Source organism: Methylopila sp. Yamaguchi (assembly GCF_002897035.1).
In the GTDB taxonomy this organism is placed as follows: domain Bacteria; phylum Pseudomonadota; class Alphaproteobacteria; order Rhizobiales; family Methylopilaceae; genus Methylopila.
Genome location: NZ_BAUX01000001.1, coordinates 284,398 through 306,209 on the forward strand (window position 1 = coordinate 284,398; position 21,812 = coordinate 306,209).

The window sequence follows — 21,812 nt, forward strand, 5'->3', positions numbered from 1 at the left end:
TCGCCCGGCCCGTGCGACGCCGTCGCGTTCAGCCGGGGTCAGGCGACCTCCGTGGTGGTGTCCACCACGTCGGCCTGCGGCGCGTTCTTCTTGATGGATTCGATCGCGCTCTTGGCCGAGGCCTTGGTGGTGTAGCCCTCGGAGCCGAACATCGGCTCGCCGTTCGACGCGACGAAGCGGAACCGGAATTCACCCTTCTTGTCTTTGTAGATCTCGAACTTTGCGGCCATTTGCGCCTCCCGGGATTGGTCTCAACGCCCCGACTCGCAGGCTATGACCAAGCTTGCGCGGCCGCCAAGCGGGAAGCCGCGCGCATCAGTGGAAATCGCGCGATTTCGGCAGAATGCGCACGTCGCGCGGGTGCGCGCGCGGCTGCTGCGGGCGGTCGGGCTGCGGACGGCGCACCTCGTCGGCCCGCGCCAGCGGCGGCTCAAGCCGCCGACTCGACAGGCGGGAAAGCTCGTGGGTGCGGTCGACGAGACGCTCCGCCACCAGATGGACGATCCCTTCGGGGCTGCGCTGGACGCGTCCCTCGATCTGGATCAGCCGGGCGGCCATCACCTCGCGGCGAAAGCGGAGGAGTACGGCCGGCCAGACCACGGCGTTCGCAACCCCCGTCTCGTCGGCGATGGTCATGAACACGACGCCCTTGGCGCTCCCTGGCTTCTGACGGACGAGCACGACGCCGGCCGTCGTCAGCCGCCGCCCGTCCCGGGCGTTCCTGACGTCCGTGCAGGAGACCGCGCCCTCCCGCGCGAACAGGTCGCGCAGGAACTGCATGGGATGGCCTTTGAGGGAGAGCCGGGTCGTCTGGTAGTCCGCGACCACATGCTCCGACAGCCCCATTTCGGGAAGCGCCTCGCTCCCTTCCTCGGCGCCGAGGTCCGCCGCGTCCGCCGCCTCGAACAGGGGCAGCGCGACGTCGTCCGGCAACCGCCGCACCTCCCAGAGGGCCGCGCGCCGGTCGAGCCTCATCGAGCGAAAGGCGTCGGCGTCGGCGAGCTTGACCAAAGCGGCCTTCGGCAACCGCGCCCGCCGCTTCAGATCGTCGATCGAGGCGAAGCCGCCCCCGCGCGCCGCGACCAGCGCCTCCGCCCAGTCCTTCCGAAACCCGTCGATCTGCCGAAAGCCGATGCGCAGGCGCAGCGCGTCGTCCGGCCGCTTCTCCAGCGTGTTGTCCCATTGGCTGACCGCGACGTCCGCCCCACGGGTCTCGACGCCGTGCTCGCGGGCGTCCCGCACGATCTCGGCCGGGGCGTAGAACCCCATGGGCTGGGAGTTGAGCAGCGCGCAGGCGAAAGCCGCGGGATGCCGGCATTTCAGATAGGAGGAGATGTAGACCAGCTTGGCGAAGCTCGCGGCGTGGCTCTCGGGAAAGCCGTAGGAGCCGAAGCCCTCGATCTGCTTGAAGCAGTTCGCCGCGAACTCCGGATCGTAGCCGCGCGCGATCATGTTCCCGACCATCTTGTCCCGGAACACGCCGATATCGCCGAGGTTGCGGAAGGTCGCCATGGCCCGGCGCAGGCCGTTGGCCTCCTCGCCGGAAAACTTGGCCGCCACCATGGCGATGCGCATGGCCTGCTCCTGGAACAGCGGCACCCCGAGCGTCTTCCCCAGCACGTTCCTCAGTTCGTCCGGGTCGTGCGGCGGTCCGGGCTCGGGGTACACGACCAGCTCCGGATTCCGGCGGCGCTTGAGATAGGGATGGACCATGTCGCCCTGGATCGGCCCCGGCCGCACGATCGCGACCTGGATGACGAGGTCGTAGAACTCCTTCGGCTTCAACCGCGGCAGCATGTTCATCTGCGCGCGGCTCTCGACCTGGAACACGCCGAGCGAGTCCCCGCGCGACAGCATGGCGTAAACGTCCTTCTGGTCCGGCTCGATGGTCGCGAGCTCGAGCTCTTGACGTTCGTGGACGCGGATGAGGTCGAAGGCCTTGCGGATGCAGGTCAGCATCCCGAGCGCGAGCACGTCGACCTTCATCATCCGGACGGCGTCGATGTCGTCCTTGTCCCATTCGATGAAGCTGCGGTCCGGCATCGCGGCCGGCCCCACGGGCACGCATTCGTCGAGCCGATCGTCGGTCAGCACGAAGCCGCCCACGTGCTGAGACAGATGGCGCGGAAATCCGACAAGCTCGCTCGCGAGCTTCAGCGCCGGCAAAAGATAGGGGTTCGACGGGTCGAGGCCCGCTTGGCGGACCTGCGCCTCCGTCAGCCCCTCGCCCCAGCTCCCCCAGACCGTGTTGGCGAGCGCGGCGGTCAGGTCCTCGCCCATCCCGAAGACCTTGCCGACCTCGCGCACGGCGCTGCGCGGCTTGTAGTGGATGACCGTGGCGACCAGCGACGCGCGCTCACGGCCGTAGCGCGCGTAGATGTGCTGAATGACCTCCTCGCGCCGCTCATGCTCGAAGTCGACGTCGATGTCCGGCGGCTCCGAGCGCTCCTTGGATAAAAACCGTTCGAACAGGACGTTGGACTCGGCCGGATCGACCGCGGTGATCCCGAGCACGTAGCAGACCGCGGAGTTCGCCGCCGACCCGCGCCCCTGGCAGAGAATGCCCTGCGCCCGCGCGTAGGCCACGACGTCATGCACGGTCAGGAAGTAATGCGCGTAGTTCTCGCGCTTGATGAACGCCAGCTCCTTGGCGACCAGCTTCGCCACCTCCGGAGGCGTCCCCCGGGGATAGAACCGCTCGAGGCCCTCGCGCACGAGGTCGCGCAAATGGCCGTGCGGCGTCTTGCCGGCGGGCACCGGCTCGTGCGGGTAATTGTACTTCAGGTCCGCGAGACTGAAGACGACCTGCTCCGTGAACCGCAGCGTCTCCGTCACCGCTTCCGGCGCGTCCCGGAACAGCCGGGCCATTTCGACTCCCGGCTTCAGGTGCCGCTCGGCGTTCGCCTCCAGCCTGCGGCCCGCGCCGTCGAGCGTCACGCCCTCGCGGATGCAGGTGACGACGTCGAGGAGCGGGCGCCGGTCGGGCGTGTGGCAGAGCGGCTCGTTGGTGGCGAGAAGCGGGACGCCGACGCGGGACGCCAGGCGCTTCAGCCGGGCAAGCCTGCGGGCGTCGTCGCCGCGCCGCGGCATGGCGGCGCCGAGCCAGGTCGCGTCGCGGCCCGTCTCCTTCAGCGCCGCGAGCGCGCGCTCCGTCTCGCGGCCGGGCGCCCGCGACGGCATGACGATGGCGAGCAATCCCTCGCGCCACGCCAGCAGGTCCTCGAAGAACAGGCGGCACTCGCCCTTCGGGGCGCGCCCCTTGCCGAGGCTGAGCAGACGGCAGAGCCGCCCCCAGGCGGCGCGGTCGCGCGGATGGACGACGACGTCGGGCGCATCGTCCTCGAATACCAGACGCGCGCCCACCACCAGCTTCGGCGTTGGTTGCGGCAAGTCCTTGTTGCCGAGCGTCGCATAGGCGCGGACGACGCCCGCGACGGAGTTCACGTCCGCGATCCCGATGGCCTCGAGCCCATAGAACGCCGCGGCCGCGACGTACTCCTCCGGCCGCGAGCCGGCGCGGAGGAAGGAGAAAGCCGTCATGGCGGCGAGTTCGGCGAAGGCGGTCATCCGAACAGGCCGTGCAGGAACCAGCGCGGATGCTCCGCCTCACGGACGTAAAGCCCGTCGCGGTAGAGCCAGAACCGGGCGCCTTCCGCGTCCTCCACCCGAAAGTAGTCGCGCGTCAGCGCGCCCGGGTCCCGCCGCCACCATTCGAGCGCGATCCGCTCCGGCCCCTCCGCGCGGGCGACCGCATGCGCCACCCGCCGCCACAGGAAACGGATCGGCGGCCCGTCCGGCACCTCGGCCAGAACCTCGATCGGCTCTGGATCGGCGAACAGCCGCAAGGGGCGGCGCGGCGGCTCCGCGAGGGACGGAGCGGGCCAGTTCGCCGCACGCGCAGCCGATCGCCCGCCCCCGGCCGACATGGCCTGGGCCGGGCGCGCCCGCACTTCGCCCTCCGGACGATGAACGTCGCCGGCCAGGAAGCGCAGCACGCGGCGGCGGCCATGGCGCGCGGCGAGCCGGTCGACCAGCTCCGCGACCGCTCCTTCCTCCGCCGCGCCCGGATCGAGGCTGACGGCCTCGGGGGCGAGCGGCTCGACAGCGAGCGCCGACAGCCGGACGAGATCGAAGCCGAAGCCGGGATCGATCGGATCCGCCAGCGCGTCGAGCCGCTCCCTGAGGAGCCGCAGCAGCATCTCCGGATCCCGCGTCGGCCGGCCGGTCGCGACCGAGATCCGCGAGACCTTGCCGTCGGCGCGGAAGAAGGCGGCCTCGACGCGGGTCACGCCCTCGCCCGCGGCCTCGAGCCTGCCGGCGAGCGCGCCCGCAAGCGCCCGGCACGCCGCGACGACCGCATCCTGGGTGAGAACGGGGTCGGGAAACCGGCGCTCGATCATCCGCGCCGGCGCGGGGCGCCGTGGCGAAATCGGCGGATCGACCCTGCCGAGCGCCTGGTCGAGGGCCGCCACGAGACCGGAGCCGAACCGCGCGGCGAGTTCGCCCCGGCCGCGGGCCGCGAGTTGGCCGAGCGTCGTCAGGCCGGCGCGGGCGAGGCCGACGCGGACCGCCTCGGCGGGCCCCAGGGCCGCGACCGGCAGCGCCGAAAGGCGCGCGCGTTCCTCCTCCGGCGTCGCCACGCCCCCGGCCGTGAACCAGGCCAGCGCCCGGGCGACGCCGGCCCCGCCCGCGACCGTGACGCGGGCGGTGAGGCCCTGGCGCGCGAGCGCCTCAGCCACATCCTGCGCCATCGCCGCCTCGCCGCCGAAGAAATGCGCGCAGCCCGCGACGTCGAGCAGCAGGCCATAGGGCGGATCGAGCGCGACGAGCGGGGTGTAGCGGTCGCACCAGTCGGCCACCGCCGTGAGCAGGGCGTGATCGGCCGCGGCGTCGGCCGGGACCACGCGCAGGTCCGGACGGATCGCGCGCGCCTCCGTCAGCGGCAGTCCGGGCCTCGCGCCCGCGGCCTCCGCCGCGGCGTCGACGGCCACGATGCGGAGCGTCGCGCCCTGGCGCTCGACGATGACGAGCGGGCGGTCATCCGGCGCGTCGGAGCCCGCCGCCCGCTCCCGCCGCCGCACCCGTTCGACGGGCAGGTTCGGCAAGGCGACCGCCATGATCCTCCGCGCCGGGATTGAGGCTTCCGGCGTTCCGTGCGGCAACGGCGAAGCTACGCTCATGGCCGTCCCACCCAAGCGTCCACCGCCCGAGGCCGCCGCGACGGTTGCGCACCAGTTCGACGTGAAAGCGCGGTCGTCCCCAGTCCTCCTCTCCAGGAGGCGAGGCTGCGGGGGCGACCCGCCAGCGCGTCTCCGCCGCCGAGAATCCCACGGGCGCGGCGAGCGAGGGGGCTCCCGCCCGCACCACGATCGCCGGCACGCCGGAGCGGCCGGCGGCGAGCGCCAGCCGCCGCACCGCGACGCGGTCGAACGCCGCCAGACGACCGAAGGGCTCGATCAGCGTGACCGCGAGAGCCGGGCAGGCGAGCGCGGCTTCCGCCGCGCGCAGCGTCGCCGCCTCGTCCGGCGCGCGCACCACCACCAGCCGGTCGGGATCGAAGCCGAGCTCCGCCAGCCCCATCGGCCAGGGCTCCCCGGTCTCGCGCCCGGACATGTCCTGTCGGATCCATACCGCCGTCCTCCCCCGCCGTCCCGCCTTGACGGCGAGCGCGACCGCAAAACCCGTAGCCGCCACGGCCCCCGCCGCGGACGCGCCCGACACTGCGTGCAGGGCTCCGCGCCGGAGCCCGCCGCCGAGCGCCGCGTCCATCTCGGGCACGCCGAGGACGATCCGCTCCTCCGCGCCGAGAGCCCCCGACGCGTCGGCCTCGATGCGGGCCACAACCGTCCTGAGCGCGTCGAGCGTCTCCGCCGCAGCGCGCGTGGTCATCGTTGAAATCCGCAAAAGTTCTTGTTCTGTTCTCTTATAGAGAGCGCCTCAAAACTGAGTCAAGACGCCGCACACGAGACCGCGGGAGCCTCCTGTCCCCCACTGTCGGGAGACTCACCGGAGCACCTCTTGATCGGAACAAATATCGAACATATGGTCGGCATCAAGCTGGGAACAGAGAAAGAACTCCGTGGACATCACCGCCAAGCTCGCCATCCTCGCCGACGCCGCGAAATACGACGCGTCCTGCGCCTCGAGCGGCACGGACAAGCGCACTTCGGCGGGGTCGAAGGGCGGCCCGGCGCGCGGACTCGGCTCCACCGAGGGGGCCGGCATATGCCACTCCTACGCCCCCGACGGCCGCTGCATCTCGCTGCTCAAGATCCTGCTGACCAACGCCTGCGCGTTCGATTGCCTCTATTGCGTCAACCGCGCCACCAGCAACACGCCGCGCGCCCGGTTCACGGTCGAGGAGGCGGTGACGCTCACGCTCGACTTCTACCGGCGCAATTACATCGAAGGGCTGTTCCTCTCCTCCGGCGTCATCCGCAACGCGGACTACACGATGGAGCAGGTGATGCGGGTGGCGAAAAGCCTTCGCCTCGACCACGGCTTCAAGGGCTACATCCACCTCAAGACCATTCCGGACGCCGCGCCCGAGCTGATCGCGGAAGCCGGCCTCTACGCCGACCGGCTGTCGATCAACGTCGAGCTGCCCAATGAGACCAGCCTGAAGCGCCTCGCGCCCGAGAAGGATTTGCGCGCCGTCCGCCGCACCATGGCCGATCTGCGCGGTCGGATCGAGGAGGCGAAGGAGCCGACCGCCGCCGGCCGCGCCCGCCCCCCGCGCTTCGCGCCCGCCGGCCAGAGCACCCAGATGATTGTCGGCGCCGACGCCTCCGACGACCGGGCCATTCTGACGACCTCCGCGAACCTCTATGGCTCCTACCGGCTGAAGCGGGTCTATTTCTCCGCCTTCAGCCCGATCCCGGACGCAAGCGCCGCCCTGCCGCTGGCCGCGCCGCCGCTGGTGCGCGAGCACCGGCTCTATCAGGCCGACTGGCTGATGCGGTTTTACGGTTTCAACGTCGCCGAGATCACCGAAGGCGGCGGCATGCTGGACCTCTCGATCGATCCGAAGCTCGCCTGGGCCCTGCGTCACCGCGAGCAGTTCCCGCTCGACGTCGCCCGCGCCTCCCGCGAACAGCTGCTGCGCACGCCCGGCCTCGGCAAGACGGTGGTCGACCGGATACTGTCGGCCCGCCGCTTCCGGATGCTGAGGGTCGAGGATCTCCGCCGCATGCGCGCGCCGCTCGCCAAGGCCCTGCCCTTCCTCAAGCTTGCGGACCACACCCCCTCGATCACGACGCTCGAAAGCGAGCGCCTGATCGAACGCTTCGTTCCCCAGCCGCGGCAGATGGCGCTCGCGCTGTGAGCCCGCGGCGGATCGCGCTCGCGGGGCCCTCGGACGTCGCAGGCTGGCGCGCGGCCGCCCGCGCGCTGGCCTCCGAAGGCGTGCACCCGCACGACGTCGTCTGGACCGTGAACGGCGATGGCGGCGACCTGTTCGCGGCGCCTGTCGCGACGGAGGCGCCGCCGCTCGCCCCCTCCGCGCTCTCGGTGCCGCGCGCCTTCCTCGATCTGGCCGAGGTCGCGCTGCTGCACAGCGATCCCGGCCGCTTCGACCTCTGCTACCGGCTGCTGCTGCGGCTCGCCGCCGACCGCACCCTCCTGGGGGACGCCGCCGATCCCGACGTCGTGCGCGCGCACGGCCTCGCCAAGGCCGTGCGGCGCGACAAGCACAAGATGACCGCCTTCGTTCGCTTCCGGGAAGTCGCGCGCGATGACGGCGCATGGTTCGTCGCCTGGTTCGAGCCGGAGCACCACATCGTCGAGGCGACCGCGCCGTTCTTCATGCGCCGGTTCGCGGCCATGCGCTGGTCGATCCTGACGCCGGAGCGATCCGCGCATTGGGACGGCGCCACGCTCGCGTTCGGCGAAGGCGGCCGTCGCGCCGACGCGCCGGACAGCGACGTTTTGGAGGACGCCTGGCGGACCTACTACGCCAGCATCTTCAATCCCACCCGGCTGAAGGTCCACGCCATGCGAGCGGAGATGCCGCGGAAGTACTGGCGCAACCTTCCGGAGGCTTCGCTCATTCGTCCCCTGATCGCTTCGGCGGCGAAGGCGACGGCCGACATGGTCGCCGCCCCCGCGCCGGAGCCGAAGAAAGGCCAGCGCATGACGCCAATCGAAGCCTCCCCCGACCGCGGCGAACCGTCCTCGCTGCAGGCGCTGCATGACGAGGTCGACGCGTGCCGCGCCTGCCCGCTGTGGGAGCCCGCGACCCAGGCGGTGTTCGGCGAAGGGCCGCCCACCGCGACGGTCGTCGTCGTGGGCGAGCAGCCCGGCGACAAGGAGGACATCGCCGGCCGTCCGTTCGTCGGCCCCGCGGGCGCGCTGTTCGACAAGGCCGCACGGGAAGCCGGCCTCGAACGCGACAAGGTCTACGTCACCAATGCCGTGAAGCACTTCAAGTTCGAACCGCGCGGCAAATTCCGGCTGCACAAGACGCCAGGTCCGACCGAGATCAACGCCTGCCGTCCCTGGCTGGAGCGCGAACTCACCCTCCTGAAGCCTCAGCTCGTGGTGGCGATGGGCGCCACCGCAGCCCGAGCGGCGTTCGGAAAGCCGGTGAAGGTGGGCGAGCACCGTGGGCGCATCGCCCGCCGCGACGGCGCGCCGGACGTGCTGGTGACGGTGCATCCGTCCTATCTGCTGCGCCTGCCGGACGAAGCGCGTAGGGAAGAGGAGTACCGACGCTTCGTCGACGATCTCGCTCTCGCGGCGAACTATCTCGCGGAAGCGGCCTGACGGGAGTCCCGTTTCTCATACCAGAACGACGTCCCGGCGAGGGCCAGCCCGCCGAGCGCGAGCCCGGCGCCGACCCAGCCCGGCGCCGTCCAGCCGAGACCGGCCGCGATCGCGACGCCGCCGAGCCAGGCGCCGATCGCGTTGGCGAGGTTGAAGGCCGAATGGTTGAGCGCCGCGGCGAGCGTCTGCGCGTCCGCCGCCACGTCCATCAACCGCGTCTGGAGCGCCGGCCCGATCGCAATGCAGGCCCCGATCAGGAACAGGTTGATCGTGGCGGTCCACAGCGTGGCGGAGCCGTAGACGAAGCCGCCGATCACCACCGCACTCCAGACCAGCGTGCCGAGAATCGTGGCCTTGAGCGCGCGGTCGGCGAGCATGCCGCCGACGATGTTGCCGGCGATCATGCCGAGGCCAAGGACGGCGAGCATGACCGGCACTAGGCGCGCGGGGAGACCGGTCACCTCCGTCAGCGTGGGCGAGATGTAACTGTAGACCGCGAACATGCCGCCGAAGCCGACGGCCGCCACGCCGAGCGTGAACCAGACCTGGGGCTTCGCGAAGGCGCCGAGCTCGCGGCGGGCGCTCGCGCCCTCCGCAGCGGCGATCGCGGGCAGGAAGGCGCGCACGAGCGCCGCCGTTAGGAGGCCGAGCGCCGCGACCGCCATGAAGGTCGCGCGCCAGCCGAGGGCCTGCCCGAGCCAGGTGGCGGCCGGCACGCCCACCACATTGGCGGCGCTCAGACCCAGCATGACGTTGCTGACCGCCTGCGCGCGCTTGTTGGGCGCGACGAGCGACGCCGCCACGAGCGCAGCGACGCCGAAGTAGGCGCCGTGCGGCAGACCGGCGACGAACCGTCCAGCATTGAGCGAGAGATAGCCCGGGGCAAACGCGCTCGCGAGATTGCCAAGCGCAAAGAACAGCATCAGCCAGACCAGCAGCGCGCGCCGCGGGGCCTTGGCGAACAGCACGGCGAGCAGCGGCGCGCCCACCACGACTCCCAAGGCGTAGGCGCTGATCATATGGCCGGCGGCGGGGATCGAGACTCCGATGTCCGTCGCGACGTCGGGCAGCACGCCCATGGCGGCGAACTCGCCGGTGCCGAGCGCCAGACCCCCGACGGAAAGAGCCGTGAGGGCGAAACGGGCGCCATAGGGCGCGCTCGGAGCGCGGTCGGCGGCGTAGGGTTCGGCCGTGATCGCCGCGTCGGAAACGGACATGAAGCCCTCCGGAAAAAAAAGGGCCGGCGAAGCCGGCCCAAGTCTAGGGAGGAAACGCCCAAGGAGGGCTGGGCCAGCGCGAACGCCGGCCGCGACGATCGGTATACCGGGGTACTCGCCATGCTGCAACGCAGCGGATTGCAGGGCAGTCATGCGCTAGCGCACAGGGCGGAGGTGCAGCCACCTGACTGTCAAACAACGGTCATTCAAGGCAGGCCACACTGCTGCAGCGCAACGACTGCGGGCATCGTCCAATAGATCACATCTATTAATATCGCGCTTGCCGGGCATGTGCGGGCCGTCAGGCGCGAGCGAACCCGAACCGTCCAAGGCCTGGCAGGTTGATCGCGGGGCTTCGGAACTCGAGACCGAACACCGCGCCGAGGATGTTGATCTCCAAGCCTTCCATCCAGCCGAGCGTCACCCCGCCATAGCCGCCCGCCGTGAACCGCAGGCCCGTCTTTGAGGGCGTCAGGGCGACCCAACGTCCGTCATAGGGAAAATCCTTCCCCAGCGCGGTCGTCGGCAGTTTAGCGTCGAGCTCCGGCACCGCCGCCATCACGGCGGCCACGAAGGTGTTCGAGTTCGGCCCCGGCCAGGCGCGGTAGTCGCCGATCGCCGCGAACCCATAACCCGCGATCGCCTCGCGGATCTTAGGGATGGCCCGTTCCGCCAGAGCGCCGTCCGCGGCGAAGACGAGTTCCGGCGCGCGGCCGAACCAACGGCCGTCGGCCACGAAGCCGTTGACGCGGATCGGCTGGCCCCAGGCTGTGTAGTCGTAGCGCGTGTAGGCGTCCGCGCCCTTCGGCTTCACCACGATCCAGCAGTGGGACGCAAAGATCCCCCGCCAGCGCACGGTGCGCGCGGCGAACACACGCACCACCGCCTCGGGCTGCTGGGCCGCCGGCGGAAGGAGCCCCGCGCTGGAGCGGTCCGCGGTCTGCCAGTCCCGCGGCCCGCTCCCCATCGCGTACAGCAGCGCGGACAGACCAAGCGGCAGCAGGAACAGGACAACGAAGCTGCCGGCGAGCACGCCGAACATTCGGAGAATCATGCGACCCAAGGCGTGAAGAGGTGAGGCTGCGTCCGATCCGGCGCGACGCGAACATAGGCGACCCACACGCGCAGCGGGAGCTACGCGCTCGATTTCGTGATGAGGCGTATAACACCGCCGAATCGGGCTGCGGCCCGCGTACGCGGCAGGGAGTTTGCGATGCGTCGCTTCGCTAAGGCTTTGGTCGCCCTCGCGGCCGTGGCCGGTTCGGGATGCTCGACGGAGGCGCCCCGGCTCCGGGCGCCCCTCGCCGAACCGGTCGATCCCGTGCGCTACGCCTGCAACGACGGCTCGTTCCTCTCGGTGCGATTCAAGGCCGACGCGGCGGACGTCACCATGGTCGACGGCGAGAAGGCTCTGCTGTCGCGCCTCGGCGCGGCGTCCGGCGCGCGTTACGCGGCCGATGGATTCGAACTCTGGAGCCGGGGCGACACGGCCACATGGACGGCGAAAGGAAGCCCGGCGACCGCATGTCTCGCCACATGACGGCGTGGGGCGCGCGGATCAGACGCAGTCGAGCCCCCGGTCGGTCGCGATCACGCAGCGCGATTTGCCCGCGAGCTTGGCCTGATACAGCGCGGCGTCGGCGACCTGCAGCAATTCCGGCAGCTCTTCGCCATGATGGGGCGTCAGCGCGACTCCGACGCTCACGCCGATGGTGACCGCCATTCCGTCCCCGAGATCGTAGGGCGCGCCGACCTCGCGGATCAGCCGCTCGCCGAAGGCCGGCGCCTGCGCCCGCTCGACGTCGCGGGCGATGATGACGAACTCGTCGCCTCCGATCCGGGCGGCGACGTCGCCGGCGCGGAGCAGGCCCTTGAGCCGCGCCGCGGCCGCCTTCAGCAGCCGATCTCCAGTGGCGTGGCCGTAGGTGTCGTTCACGGCCTTGAAACCGTCGAGGTCGAGATAAAGCAGCGCCAACTGATGGCGCTCGCCTCGGCTGACCGCGTCGACCGCCTGCGTCAGGCCATCCCGGTTCGAAAGGCCCGTCAGCGCGTCGTGCCGTGCGCGGCGATCGTTCTCACGCTCGGCCTCCATGGTGTTGACCAGAAGGCCGTTCAGCCGATAGGCGGCGAGCCGCATGCTGATGAGGTAAAACGGGATCTGCACCAGCGCCGCCAACATCGCCGGCTCGCCGGAGAAGGGCGCCGCCAGGCAGATCGGCCCAAGGCTAAGCGCGATCATCAGCGCGACGAGGCGCGGGGCCGCGAAATTCCGGAAGCAGATGCCGCCGACCATCGCCGCCGCGGACATGCAGGCGATCGTCGCGGAAACCCAATCCCCGCTCAGCACGCAGACCGCCGCCCCGTAGCCGACGCTCGCCGCCCAGACCACCGACAGCAGGAGATAGACGTCGGTGGGCGTCCCCTGCCCGGCTCCGGCGCGCCGGAACGAGATCACAAGCACGGCGAGGCGCGCGACGCCGATCACGATCTCCGCCACGAACCACGCGATCAACAGAGGCTGTCCCAGCCGCGCCGCTACGATCCCGGCGATCAGGATGCTGTTGAACACCCCGCCCGCGAAGATCGGCAGCGTGCCGTGCAGGCTGGCGATCAACGCCCGACGGATCTCGGGCGGCACGTCCTGCCCGGCTTCGGTTAGCCAGCGCATGACCCGCCATCGCGGGAGACTGAAGAGGCCTTTGGGTCCCATGCCGCCAAAACCGGTCGCCGGGATTTGCCGGCCATTAACTATGGAAAGCTTCCATGACCATGATTCCGGCCGCGCTCAAGCCTAAGCTGTAGGCGTTCGCCTGAGATTGCGGCTCCGAGCTGCAGCCGCGCCATGGCGCCGTTCCGGACGTTCCTCTTCTCGCAGGCTGATATAAAGATCTGACGCGCTTGGCCTATCCGCGCAGGGCGCACGCGCGAAACCGTTCGACGCCGCGGCCGGCTTCGCCCTAGATGTTCGCTTTCGGGCAACGCCAGAAAGACTTTGATGACCGACGCCGCCGTGCAGACCACCGATTCCGACGACATGACGGCTGCGGAAACGGCCAATCTCTTCGAGTCCGTCGTCGACATCGCGCTCGCGATCAAGGCCATCGCCACGCATCTCTCGGAGATGGAGGCGCTGAAAGCGCACGGCCTGACCTTCGAGGACTACTGCGTGTTGAATGCGATCGCGGCCTCCCCGGGGCGGAAGGCGGCGGCGATCGCACGGGAGGTCGGCCAGTCTCGCCAGCGCTTCCAACAAATCTCCGACGACTTCCGCGCGCGGGGGCTGATCCAGAAAGCGAGTTCGGAAGAAACGCCGAGGGCGAGGCTTCTGACGCTGACCGAAACCGGCCGCGCGGCGCTTGAGGCGGTCGCCGCGCAAGGCGAGGCGCTCGACGTGCATCTCGACCCCCGCGAGCTTCGCCACGTGGCGATCGCCCGGCGCGCGCTGGTGCGGCTCGACCGCAGCTTCGCCGAAGGATTGGGGCTGAGAGCGAAGAGGGACAAGAAGGCCAACTGACTCGGCAGGCGAAACGCTGCGCGCCATAAGGAGACGGAGGCCGCGATGGGCCAGCCAATCGATCCCCGAACGATCGACGATGCGCTCAGCGCGCTGATGCCTCCCGAGGGCGCCCTCCTCGTGGTGACGGGCGATATCGACATCGCGCTCGGCGGACGGCTGGCCGCCGGCCGGGCCGCCATCCGCCGGACGCCGAGCTCATTTTCCGCTGAGGAAGCGCTCGCAGCGCAACCGGACCTCGGCGTCTGCGTCCTCCGCGAGCCCATTGCGGGTTTCGATCAAGCCGGCGAAACGCTGCAAACGCTCGCGGCGGCCGGGCTGCCGACCATCGTCACCTTTACGACCCCAAGCCCCGTCGAGCAGGATGACCCCGGGATCGCCTCAGGCGCTGCGGCGCTCGGCTTTCGCGCGACGGCGGCCGCCATCCCCGCAGAGGGCCTTACCAGTTTCCTGTTGCTGCCGAGCGGCGAAATCACCAATGCGGCGTGGTGGCGCAGCCAGGACGGTCAGAGGTTCGTCAAACGCCGCCGCAAGCGTGGCGAGCGCATGCTCGCGGACGACACCATGCGCGACGGCGCCGTCGTGTGGCGCTCGTCGCCCAAATGGGAGGACCGCTCGGTCGTCGTCGCGTCGCTTATTCCGGACGATCTGGCGGTGCTCGATCTCGGCTGCGGGAAGATGTTCATCGAGCGTCACCTGCGAATGCGGGCATATGCGCCGCTCGACCGCATGGCGCACGACGAACGGACCCTCGTGGTGGACATGAACCATGACGACCTGCCGACCGACGCGCTGGCGGCCGCCGATCTGGTGATCGCCCTCGGCGTGTTCGAGTACGTCGTGGATCCCGAGCGCCAGTTCCGGACGGTCTCCGCGGCGGGGAAGCCGTTTCTGCTGAGCTACAACGTTGGCGAACTCCGCCGTCGCGACGCCGGCGACGCCCAGTTGACGGACTGGCGGAACGACTGGACCACCGTCGAGCTGATCCAGAGGCTGATCGCGAGCGGCTTCGCGCTTGAGCGGCTGATCGACTATGGGCCCCGGCAGCGCATTCTCGTCGCTATCCCGCGGGCCGGCGACCGCCGGGACTGGTGGAGCCGACTGGGAGCGCCGAAGACATGATGCGTCCCCGGCCGCACGTCATGCGTGCAGGGGATGATCGGGCGTGCTGCCCGGCGCTTCCATTTGGGACCGGCAAACCGCTCTTCGAAAGCTTCGGCGCACCCGCTATGCCCGGTGTGGCGGCGGGGAGGAGCCTGCTGTAGTCTCCCGGCCCGAGCGCGGCGGCGGGACCTGCCGGAGTGACCGCAGGGCGGGACGCGCCTCGGCGGACCGTCGGGAGCCAGGCCGCGGAACCAAGGAGATGTCGATGTCGAGTAAGCCTTCCGTCGTGCTGCTAGGATTTTTCGCCCGCGGCAACGCCGGCGACGAGGCCTTCCTCCATGTGCAGCACGATCTGCTGAAGGACGACTTCCACGTCATCGTGCCGATCGAACATAAGAACGCGTGCGAAGGCTTCCAGAGCTGGGAGCCGTACAACCAGTGCGAGATCATCAATTACGACGACGTGCCGCGCGTCTATGGCTCGGACGTCGCCGCGCTGCACATCGGCGGCGGCTCTCTGCCGTTCGGTTTTTCCGGGCAGTTCCTGATGTCCGCCCTCGACGCGCAGAAGCGGACGATGATCACGGGCGTCGACTCCTCGGTGAAGTCCGCGCTGGGCCGCGACCACATCCGCTTCGACATCTACAACCGGCTCGACCTGTTTTCCGTCCGGACCACCAAATCGATCTTCAACCTGCGAAAGGCCGGCGTCGGCGTGCACCACGGCGCGGACTGGGCGCTCGGCCTGAAGGCGATCGAGCCGCCGGCGCACAAGCGCGGCGGAGCGTTGGTCACCCTGCGCAACTTCGGCACGCCGGACCAGGAGCACATCGACGCCGTCAATCGCCTGCACGCCTATCTAGAGCGCCAGGGCCACAAGGTCCGCTACCTGCCCTTCGCGCCGGACGACCAGCGCTTCATGAAGTTCTTCCCCACGGCGAACGCGGACAACACCGAGGTCTGCTGGCATGACCCTCGCCAGGTGAAGGGCCTGATCGGCGCGGCCGACGTCGTCGTCAGCGTCGGTCGTCTGCACACGCTGATCATGTCGATGACCTCGCAGGTCCCGACGCTTGCGATCGACCCCAAGATCATGGTCGAAGGCAAGCACATCCTGAACCGGAAGAACGTGTTCTTCTGCGAGGAGGTCGGCCTGCCGTTCTACTACTCCGTCGACGACATGATCGCGGAGTATGGCGACGACTTTAACAGCCGCGTCAAGGTGATCGACTTCGCGCCGGATTACTACGAGCGCCTGAAGCAGCAGTTCGATCTGGTGCTGAAGACGGCGCGCGGGGACGCCGACGTGGACAAGAGCTGGCGCGCCGGGGCCGCGGCGGTTCCCTCGTTCGCGGGGGCCGCGGCTCCGGCCGGCGCGCCGCTCCCGAAGCGGGCCAAGGGATCGGACTCCCCGGACCGGGCGGCCGCGCGCGAGGCAAAGCGCGAAGCCAAGCGCCGGGAGCGCATCCGGGCGAAGGAAGAGAAGCAGGCCGCCAAGGGCGGGGACGTCGCCAAACGCTCCGACGCCGCCTGATCTCGCACAGGAGCCCTCGATAGGGCGGCGCGCCTAACGCGCGCCGTGCCGTTTACCCGCGGTCGAAGGCGCGGCGGATCGTCGAAATCATCGTCTCAAGGCGTTTCTGACCGTCGCGCAACGCGATCTTGCCCGAAGGCCGGGCGCGGCCGCCCGAGATGACGGCCATCGCGGCGTCGATGTCCGGCACGTAGTCGATGTCCAGTTCGGCCGCCATAGCGGCGATCTTGGCGAAGGAGGCGGGATCCTGGTCTTCGACCAGCGGCGGACAGATCTGCATCACCGGCGTGCGCGTGGTGGCCGCGAAGATGGTCGGATGGAGGCGGCCGACGCTGATCATCAGGCCGCTTGAGGCGATGAACTGCTTCACCCGGCGCGAGTTCCACCAGTGCCTCTCGCTCGGCGCTAGGCGATCAAGACCGAGGTCAGCGGCGAACTTGTCGTCTTCCGCGCAAAACGGCATCAGCGTCGGCTCATAGCCGTTCGCCGCCAGCTCGCCGATCAGCCGCTCCACCTCGCGCACATACTGATACGACACGACCTGCAGCGGAAACTCGCGCAATGTCACGAGCGCGCGCCGCTCGTTCGTCGTGACGTCCGTCGCCTTGTCTGTGACGAGACGCAGAGCCCAATCGGCGCCGTAGGTCACCTGCCGTTTGGCGAGGCGGGCCTGCTCGACCGCGGCGGCCGAGCGCAGCGCGACGACGTTGAACAGCCTGATGTAGCTCTGCAGAGCCGCGTCCGCGGCGGGCCCGCGGTGAAACCGGCTCGCCGGCAGGTCGGTGCCGGCGAACGCGATGGGAATGCCGGCCGAGCGCGCGGCGATGACCTGATCCGCCACGAAACCGATCGGCAACCCACCCCCGCCGACGATCATGGCGCGCGCGGTCCGGGCCGGATCGGCCAGGTTGCCCTGATGGATCCGCTTGCAGCGCTCGTAGGGGTACCAGTTCCAGTAGCCCTCGGCGGCGCCGTGCTCGTCGAGGCTCACGATCACGTCGTAGTCGCGCGAAAACTCCTCGTAGATCACCTGGAACAGCGCTTCGTCGCCGCAGTTGCCGCGGCCGAAGAAGCCCGCGACCAGAAGCGCCGGGCGATCGTCGGGCGACGCCAGGGTGACCACGTCGGCTGCGCTGCGATAGCCCACGTCGGAGACGGCGGCGCCGTCCATGCCTTTCGGGACCAGCAGGTACAGCGCGCTGTCAGCCTGGAAGAAGCGCCAGAACACGTCGAAGCCGGCCGCGGTGGCGGCGTTCTCGAAGGCCGCCACCGCAGCCGAACGCCCGACGTTGTCGCCGCTGCGCGGCGCCGGCGTGGAAGCGAGCACGGGGATGCGCGCCTTGGCCAATCGCCGCAGCAGCCCCTTGTCGTCGCGGACGGAGCCGAACACCCCCAGCGCCGTGATCAGGTCCGCCGCCGGCAGTTCAAGACGCGCGAAGTTGGATCGTGGCGTCTCGGATTCGAGCGCGACGACGTCGCGACCGTCCCAGGAACTTGGCTTCAGATGCGCCTCGATCGCCGCCCGCTCGCCGCCGAGGTCCAGCACGTTCAGCCCGCGTCGCACGAACCGGCTTGCGAACCGCGCCTGCGCCTCAAGTCCTTCCGCCATCGGTACTCCTCGTCCGCACGCAGCGGGCGCACGCCGACACGCAGCGACCGGCTCACCTTGGGTGTGTAGCCGCAAACCCGCCCGCCCCGGAAGCCCTTTTGCTATGTCGTGGCGTCCGGCGCGCCGTCCGGGCGGCTCCGTCCGCCCGAGCCTCTCCAGAGACGCCGCGCGGGCGCCAGCGCCTCCGCCTGCGGGGCGCGGCGCTTTATCTGCGGAGGGTCGGAGGTCGGACGGACGACGCTGACGAGCGTTCCGCGCCCGAGCGCTTCGGTGATCAGCGTGACGCTGCCGCCGGCTTGCAGAACCACAGGGCTCGTCAGGCGAAAACGCGCTCAGCATTGGGGCTTACGTTCGGGAGGCTGGTGGAGCCGAGGGGAGACTCACCGCGCTGTGATAGATCACTGATTTTCCGTGCTTTTTAGGCATGGGTGAATATCACGGTGGACCTACATAGTGGACCTACTTGATGTCGTGCAAGGGGGGCAAATTCAGGTCTCTTTTGACATATTGGCTCTTTTCCTGCTTTGGTATTTTATTGGGAGTCTTGTTGCCACTATGCTACATGGTGTTTACTATTTATGCGAACGCATCCACATGCCGAATACATAATTTACATAAATTCGCAGGTAATGATATTAATCGAGAACGAATTGGATCAAAGGTTTTAAGTCATGCTGCCAAAATAACGCTACATTTTGATTATTTTGCGCGTCAGATAAGCATTTTAGATCATAGACGCCGGCGAGAAGGGCACCCGTTACAACTTGTGAACCGTACGCGTTCCTCCAAGTTTCCGCCTTACCACCAACCTCGCGCTGCAATCGCTTCCAACTATTCTTTGGACCATTGGATACTTTGCATTCCAAGGCAAGAAGCCGACCGTCTTTTAGGCGAATAGGAATGTCGCATTTTGCCGACCCAACCTTTCGCTCCCGGGAGAAGTGCGCTCGTGCCAATCCGTCGAGCGCAGCAAGTGGTCTTCTCGAAGCGTCGATAGTCAGTTCGGCGAGGACAAGAGCCTCCGACACCGCGTCCTCTTGCTTTTTAGATGCCCCTCCCCGCCGGCTCGTACCAAGCCGCTCGTGGGCGAGCAGGGTCGCCGTCGCCATTACGGCCGCGTCTCTTTCTTCCGTGGAAGGTATCCGCCCAGCGAGAACCCAAGGAAACCGTTTCAAATCGACGAGATCCGAAATTACCTGCGCTGACTTTTCCGCATAGTTCTTAGGTACATTCTTAAATTTTTTGCCCACTAACGTCCAAAGGTCTTCTTCACTAATCCGCGGCGCGCACATGTAACGAAGGATCTGCCACAGCCCCTTTCTCGACAATAGGTCCTGCCCTTCGATCTTTGTAAGATCCTCCGTGGCAGACAGAGCCGCGCGAATCTGCGGCTCTACGATGTCCCATGTGCCATGATACGCAGCAGGGCCTTCGTTTTGACGTTCCGCTATAAAGCGTAGCTCCGCTAAATCTCTATCGGTCTTCAGCTCCTCATCCGACCATCTCAGCGGATTTGCCATTCAGCTTCTCGCGTGCGGCCCTGCGATGGGCACCGTTCGTGATTTCCTCCATTTCGGTGTAACGAACTCGCTTGCTGAAACAAGAGGGCCAACCAACCGATTTTCCGTTGCCACGGCCAACCGAGTGGGCTGCGGCGAATAGCTCCCGCCCGATCGCTCTGCCGATATCGCCCTGAACAGCGTTGCCAATTTGCCGGAACCGCGAAGCTAAGGACCGTCCGTCAAAAACCCAATCTGTTGGAAATCCCTGCAGGCCCGCGCACTCCCTCCATGTCAGCCGTCGTAGATCTGCTTGACTAGTTCGCAGCCAATCCGGTGTCGAAGCCGCTCGTATTGTCCGACTGGGAACCGTCAAATCGGCAACAAAACAATCCTGTCGGTAGCCCCAATGGCCGCTGGGTCGATTGGCCTCAACGAGCCCGACCGACCGAAGGCCCGTGCCTGGTTTCAGAGCCATAAGCTCTGCTACGCGGCGACCTTTCGGCCGAACGACGTCGGCAGCGTCGGGAGCTCGCTGGGCCGCTAGAAATTGACCAAGCGTTCGCCATGGCGAAAGGCTTTGGCTACCGTCGCGACAATGACTTGGGAGCGGGAAGTGAGGGGGCGTCTCTTTGTACGCCGCGATCATGTACAGTCGGACACGTCGCTGAGCGGCTCCGAAATCGGCCGCGTTAAGCAAGTCAAACCGGCACGCATAACCTAAATTTTCAAACTCCGACTGTATTTCCCGTAGAATACCGCCGACATCCCCGTGCGCGCCCTTAGCTGTTACAAGACCAGCGACATTCTCAAACAAAATAAATCTTGGCCGGGTTTCTGCGGCGATCCGAACGAACTCTTTAAAAAGCTGCCCACGCGGATCGTCCAGCCCTTTCATTCGCCCGGCGGAACTAAATGGCTGACATGGCGGCCCCCCCGCTAATAGGTCCAGACGCGTCCCTTCGGGTAGCAGGTCGCCCCCTCTGACGTCGCGGATATCAGCGTGAACGACGTTGCAACCTCTCAGGCGGCCAGCTGCGCGATTGCTTCGTAGCGTTTGAACCGCATCACGATCAATCTCGACGGCCGCTAATGTTCGCCAACCGGCCTCTTCCAAGCTCGCCGAGAGGCCGCCAGCACCAGCAAACAGGTCAATTGATGTGTACGCCACAGCCTGCGCTCCCGAACAGAACGCGAACTTTCTAATGCGATTTGGCTACGGATTGATAGGGGGCAGGCGGCCACTCCCGTCCAAAATTTCTTGCAAGCCCCTGCACGCGCCGGCTCGCTTTTGAGAACTCGCCGCGGTGCATAGTTCACATGGCCTTTTTAGGGTACCCGACCCGATGACTCTCGCAAAAATAGGCTGAAATTTTGGTCACATCGGAGAGAGGGAGGGGGCAGCCGCCTAGCTCCGTTTTCAATAACAAGTACCAAAATGAGCACACGCGTCGGCCTTAGTCGCATACATCAATGGCAAATAATCTATGTCTCTCGTATTACTCTGGTATTACAGCTTTATAGGGAGCGTTATCGCGTCGAGGCGCACTCCGGTCTCCTACCACTGTTTATTTTGCAATAAATAATTCGTATCTAACTTCGCTATGCGGACCATGAGCCGTTGGGCTTGTGTCGGAGACCATTTTAGCCCTCGCCGAGTGGTTACGCCCATCTCATTAAGCTTGCATGCCACCGCACTTGAGCTTGCGCTGAAGCCCATCGCATTAATGGTCGGTGCCAGATCTGCGGCAAAGAGGTCCGCATTGCGCGAGCGGGTGCTACGTCCCTTCTCACGGTCGCTGTCCGTGGCTATTCGCCCCCGAAATCCGCCCAAGACAGCTCCCCGCGTTTTTGCGGCTGCTAGCGCTGCTTGAGTGCGCTCCGAGATCATTTTGGCTTCGTGCTCAGCGACTGCTGCGAGAATATGAATTGTGAGACGATTAGCTTGAGGAAAATCGCAAGCTTGAAACTCAACGCCACTCTCCATGAGGTTGGATACGAACGCGACGCTTCGCGCCAACCGGTCAAGCTTCGCGATGACTAGTCTTGCGCGATGAAGGCGACAGGCGGCTAGCGCAAGACGAAGCTGCGGTCGATCCGCTCGGGTTCCACTTTCAACCTCGACGTAACTACCAGCTAGTAGGTTTTGGGGATCCCTAAGATAACGGCACACAGCCTCTCGCTGCGCTTCTAAGCCCAAACCTGACCGTCCTTGCCGAACGGTACTAACTCTGTAGTACGCAATAAAGCGATCTATCGGCATTTTAACCTTCACATTGCTAGCAACGAACGTTGCTAAGAATGTAAAACGTATGCGAGGTCCAAACAATTCTAGATCGAGCGCCCGAGCCATCGCTGACAAATAACTTTACCGATTGAGATAACGCCCCATTTCTTCGTTACCTCGACGTTGTTCCCCGCATAGCTGTCTATCATAGGTGGCCGACCGGCAGGCGTAAGGCAAATTCTTATCGGCTGTCTGCGCTGGTCCGCCTTCCCGGCTGACGTGTGGTGCCGACGTCGACTGAGGCGTGCTCGATCTCTTGCCACACGACGAGGCCATCATCAAAAG

The 21,812-nt window shown here is 67.4% G+C and carries 17 protein-coding genes; 6 read left to right on the forward strand and 11 right to left on the reverse strand.

Annotated features, from left to right (window positions below; translation table 11 throughout):
* Positions 1–38: 38 nt before the first annotated feature.
* From METY_RS01330 to METY_RS01345, 4 genes are all read right to left on the reverse strand, one after another.
* Positions 39–230: a YegP family protein gene (locus tag METY_RS01330; RefSeq protein ID WP_103119589.1), complete on the reverse strand. Its 192-nt coding sequence runs from the start codon at positions 228–230 to the stop codon at positions 39–41.
* A gap of 85 nt (positions 231–315) precedes the next feature.
* On the reverse strand, positions 316–3,567 hold the full coding sequence (locus METY_RS01335) for an error-prone DNA polymerase (RefSeq protein ID WP_103119590.1): 3,252 nt from the start codon (positions 3,565–3,567) through the stop codon (positions 316–318).
* Positions 3,564–5,117 (reverse strand): Y-family DNA polymerase, encoded by a 1,554-nt coding sequence (locus tag METY_RS01340; protein WP_103119591.1) that lies wholly within the window; start codon positions 5,115–5,117, stop codon positions 3,564–3,566. Before METY_RS01340 ends, METY_RS01335 begins: the two co-directional genes overlap by 4 nt.
* Complete coding sequence (locus METY_RS01345; RefSeq protein WP_103119592.1) at positions 5,038–5,889, reverse strand: ImuA family protein; 852 nt, start codon at positions 5,887–5,889, stop codon at positions 5,038–5,040. Before METY_RS01345 ends, METY_RS01340 begins: the two co-directional genes overlap by 80 nt.
* A 190-nt stretch (positions 5,890–6,079) precedes the next feature.
* On the opposite strand from METY_RS01345, the gene METY_RS01350 reads away from it, so the two are divergent.
* Positions 6,080–7,324 carry a putative DNA modification/repair radical SAM protein gene (locus METY_RS01350; protein ID WP_103119593.1) on the forward strand — a complete coding sequence of 415 codons (1,245 nt, stop codon included), beginning with the start codon at positions 6,080–6,082 and terminating at the stop codon, positions 7,322–7,324.
* On the forward strand, positions 7,321–8,763 hold the full coding sequence (locus METY_RS01355) for a UdgX family uracil-DNA binding protein (protein ID WP_103119594.1): 1,443 nt from the start codon (positions 7,321–7,323) through the stop codon (positions 8,761–8,763). Before METY_RS01350 ends, METY_RS01355 begins: the two co-directional genes overlap by 4 nt.
* On the opposite strand, the gene METY_RS01360 is transcribed toward METY_RS01355, so the two are convergent.
* Both METY_RS01360 and METY_RS01365 read right to left on the reverse strand, forming a co-directional pair.
* Positions 8,742–9,980: an MFS transporter gene (locus METY_RS01360; protein WP_103119595.1), complete on the reverse strand. Its 1,239-nt coding sequence runs from the start codon at positions 9,978–9,980 to the stop codon at positions 8,742–8,744. The two genes, METY_RS01355 and METY_RS01360, sit on opposite strands and share 22 nt — an antisense overlap.
* A 301-nt stretch (positions 9,981–10,281) precedes the next feature.
* Positions 10,282–11,034, reverse strand: a complete 753-nt coding sequence (locus METY_RS01365; protein WP_103119596.1) for a DUF3750 domain-containing protein — start codon at positions 11,032–11,034, stop codon at positions 10,282–10,284.
* Positions 11,035–11,193: 159 nt separating this feature from the next.
* Here METY_RS01365 and METY_RS01370 point away from each other — a divergent pair, with 159 nt between their 5' ends.
* Positions 11,194–11,520 carry an MliC family protein gene (locus tag METY_RS01370; protein ID WP_160147281.1) on the forward strand — a complete coding sequence of 109 codons (327 nt, stop codon included), beginning with the start codon at positions 11,194–11,196 and terminating at the stop codon, positions 11,518–11,520.
* 18 nt (positions 11,521–11,538) lie between these two features.
* Here METY_RS01370 and METY_RS01375 read toward each other — a convergent pair whose 3' ends face one another.
* The gene (locus tag METY_RS01375; protein ID WP_103119598.1) at positions 11,539–12,648 is read right to left on the reverse strand and encodes a GGDEF domain-containing protein; all 1,110 of its coding nucleotides are present in this window, start codon (positions 12,646–12,648) and stop codon (positions 11,539–11,541) included.
* A 327-nt stretch (positions 12,649–12,975) separates the two neighbouring features.
* Here METY_RS01375 and METY_RS01380 point away from each other — a divergent pair, with 327 nt between their 5' ends.
* From METY_RS01380 to METY_RS01390, 3 genes are all read left to right on the forward strand, one after another.
* Positions 12,976–13,494 (forward strand): MarR family winged helix-turn-helix transcriptional regulator, encoded by a 519-nt coding sequence (locus METY_RS01380; protein ID WP_103119599.1) that lies wholly within the window; start codon positions 12,976–12,978, stop codon positions 13,492–13,494.
* 45 nt (positions 13,495–13,539) lie between these two features.
* On the forward strand, positions 13,540–14,616 hold the full coding sequence (locus METY_RS01385) for a hypothetical protein (RefSeq protein ID WP_103119600.1): 1,077 nt from the start codon (positions 13,540–13,542) through the stop codon (positions 14,614–14,616).
* 247 nt (positions 14,617–14,863) lie between these two features.
* On the forward strand, positions 14,864–16,132 hold the full coding sequence (locus METY_RS01390; RefSeq protein ID WP_160147282.1) for a polysaccharide pyruvyl transferase family protein: 1,269 nt from the start codon (positions 14,864–14,866) through the stop codon (positions 16,130–16,132).
* A gap of 52 nt (positions 16,133–16,184) precedes the next feature.
* Here the strand turns inward: METY_RS01390 and METY_RS01395 are convergent, their stop codons facing one another.
* The 4 genes from METY_RS01395 to METY_RS01415 all read right to left on the reverse strand — a co-directional run bounded on the left by METY_RS01395 (position 16,185) and on the right by METY_RS01415 (position 21,593).
* A complete protein-coding gene (locus METY_RS01395; RefSeq protein ID WP_103119602.1) occupies positions 16,185–17,741 on the reverse strand; it encodes a polysaccharide pyruvyl transferase family protein in 1,557 nt (518 codons plus the stop codon).
* Positions 17,742–18,376: 635 nt separating this feature from the next.
* Entirely contained in the window at positions 18,377–19,261 is an 885-nt protein-coding gene (locus tag METY_RS01405) for a XamI family restriction endonuclease (protein ID WP_103119604.1), read from the reverse strand.
* Positions 19,233–20,411 carry a DNA cytosine methyltransferase gene (locus METY_RS21710; protein ID WP_103119605.1) on the reverse strand — a complete coding sequence of 393 codons (1,179 nt, stop codon included), beginning with the start codon at positions 20,409–20,411 and terminating at the stop codon, positions 19,233–19,235. The genes METY_RS01405 and METY_RS21710 overlap by 29 nt, the downstream gene beginning before the upstream one ends.
* A gap of 387 nt (positions 20,412–20,798) precedes the next feature.
* Complete coding sequence (locus METY_RS01415; protein WP_346433146.1) at positions 20,799–21,593, reverse strand: recombinase family protein; 795 nt, start codon at positions 21,591–21,593, stop codon at positions 20,799–20,801.
* Positions 21,594–21,812 lie beyond the last annotated feature (219 nt).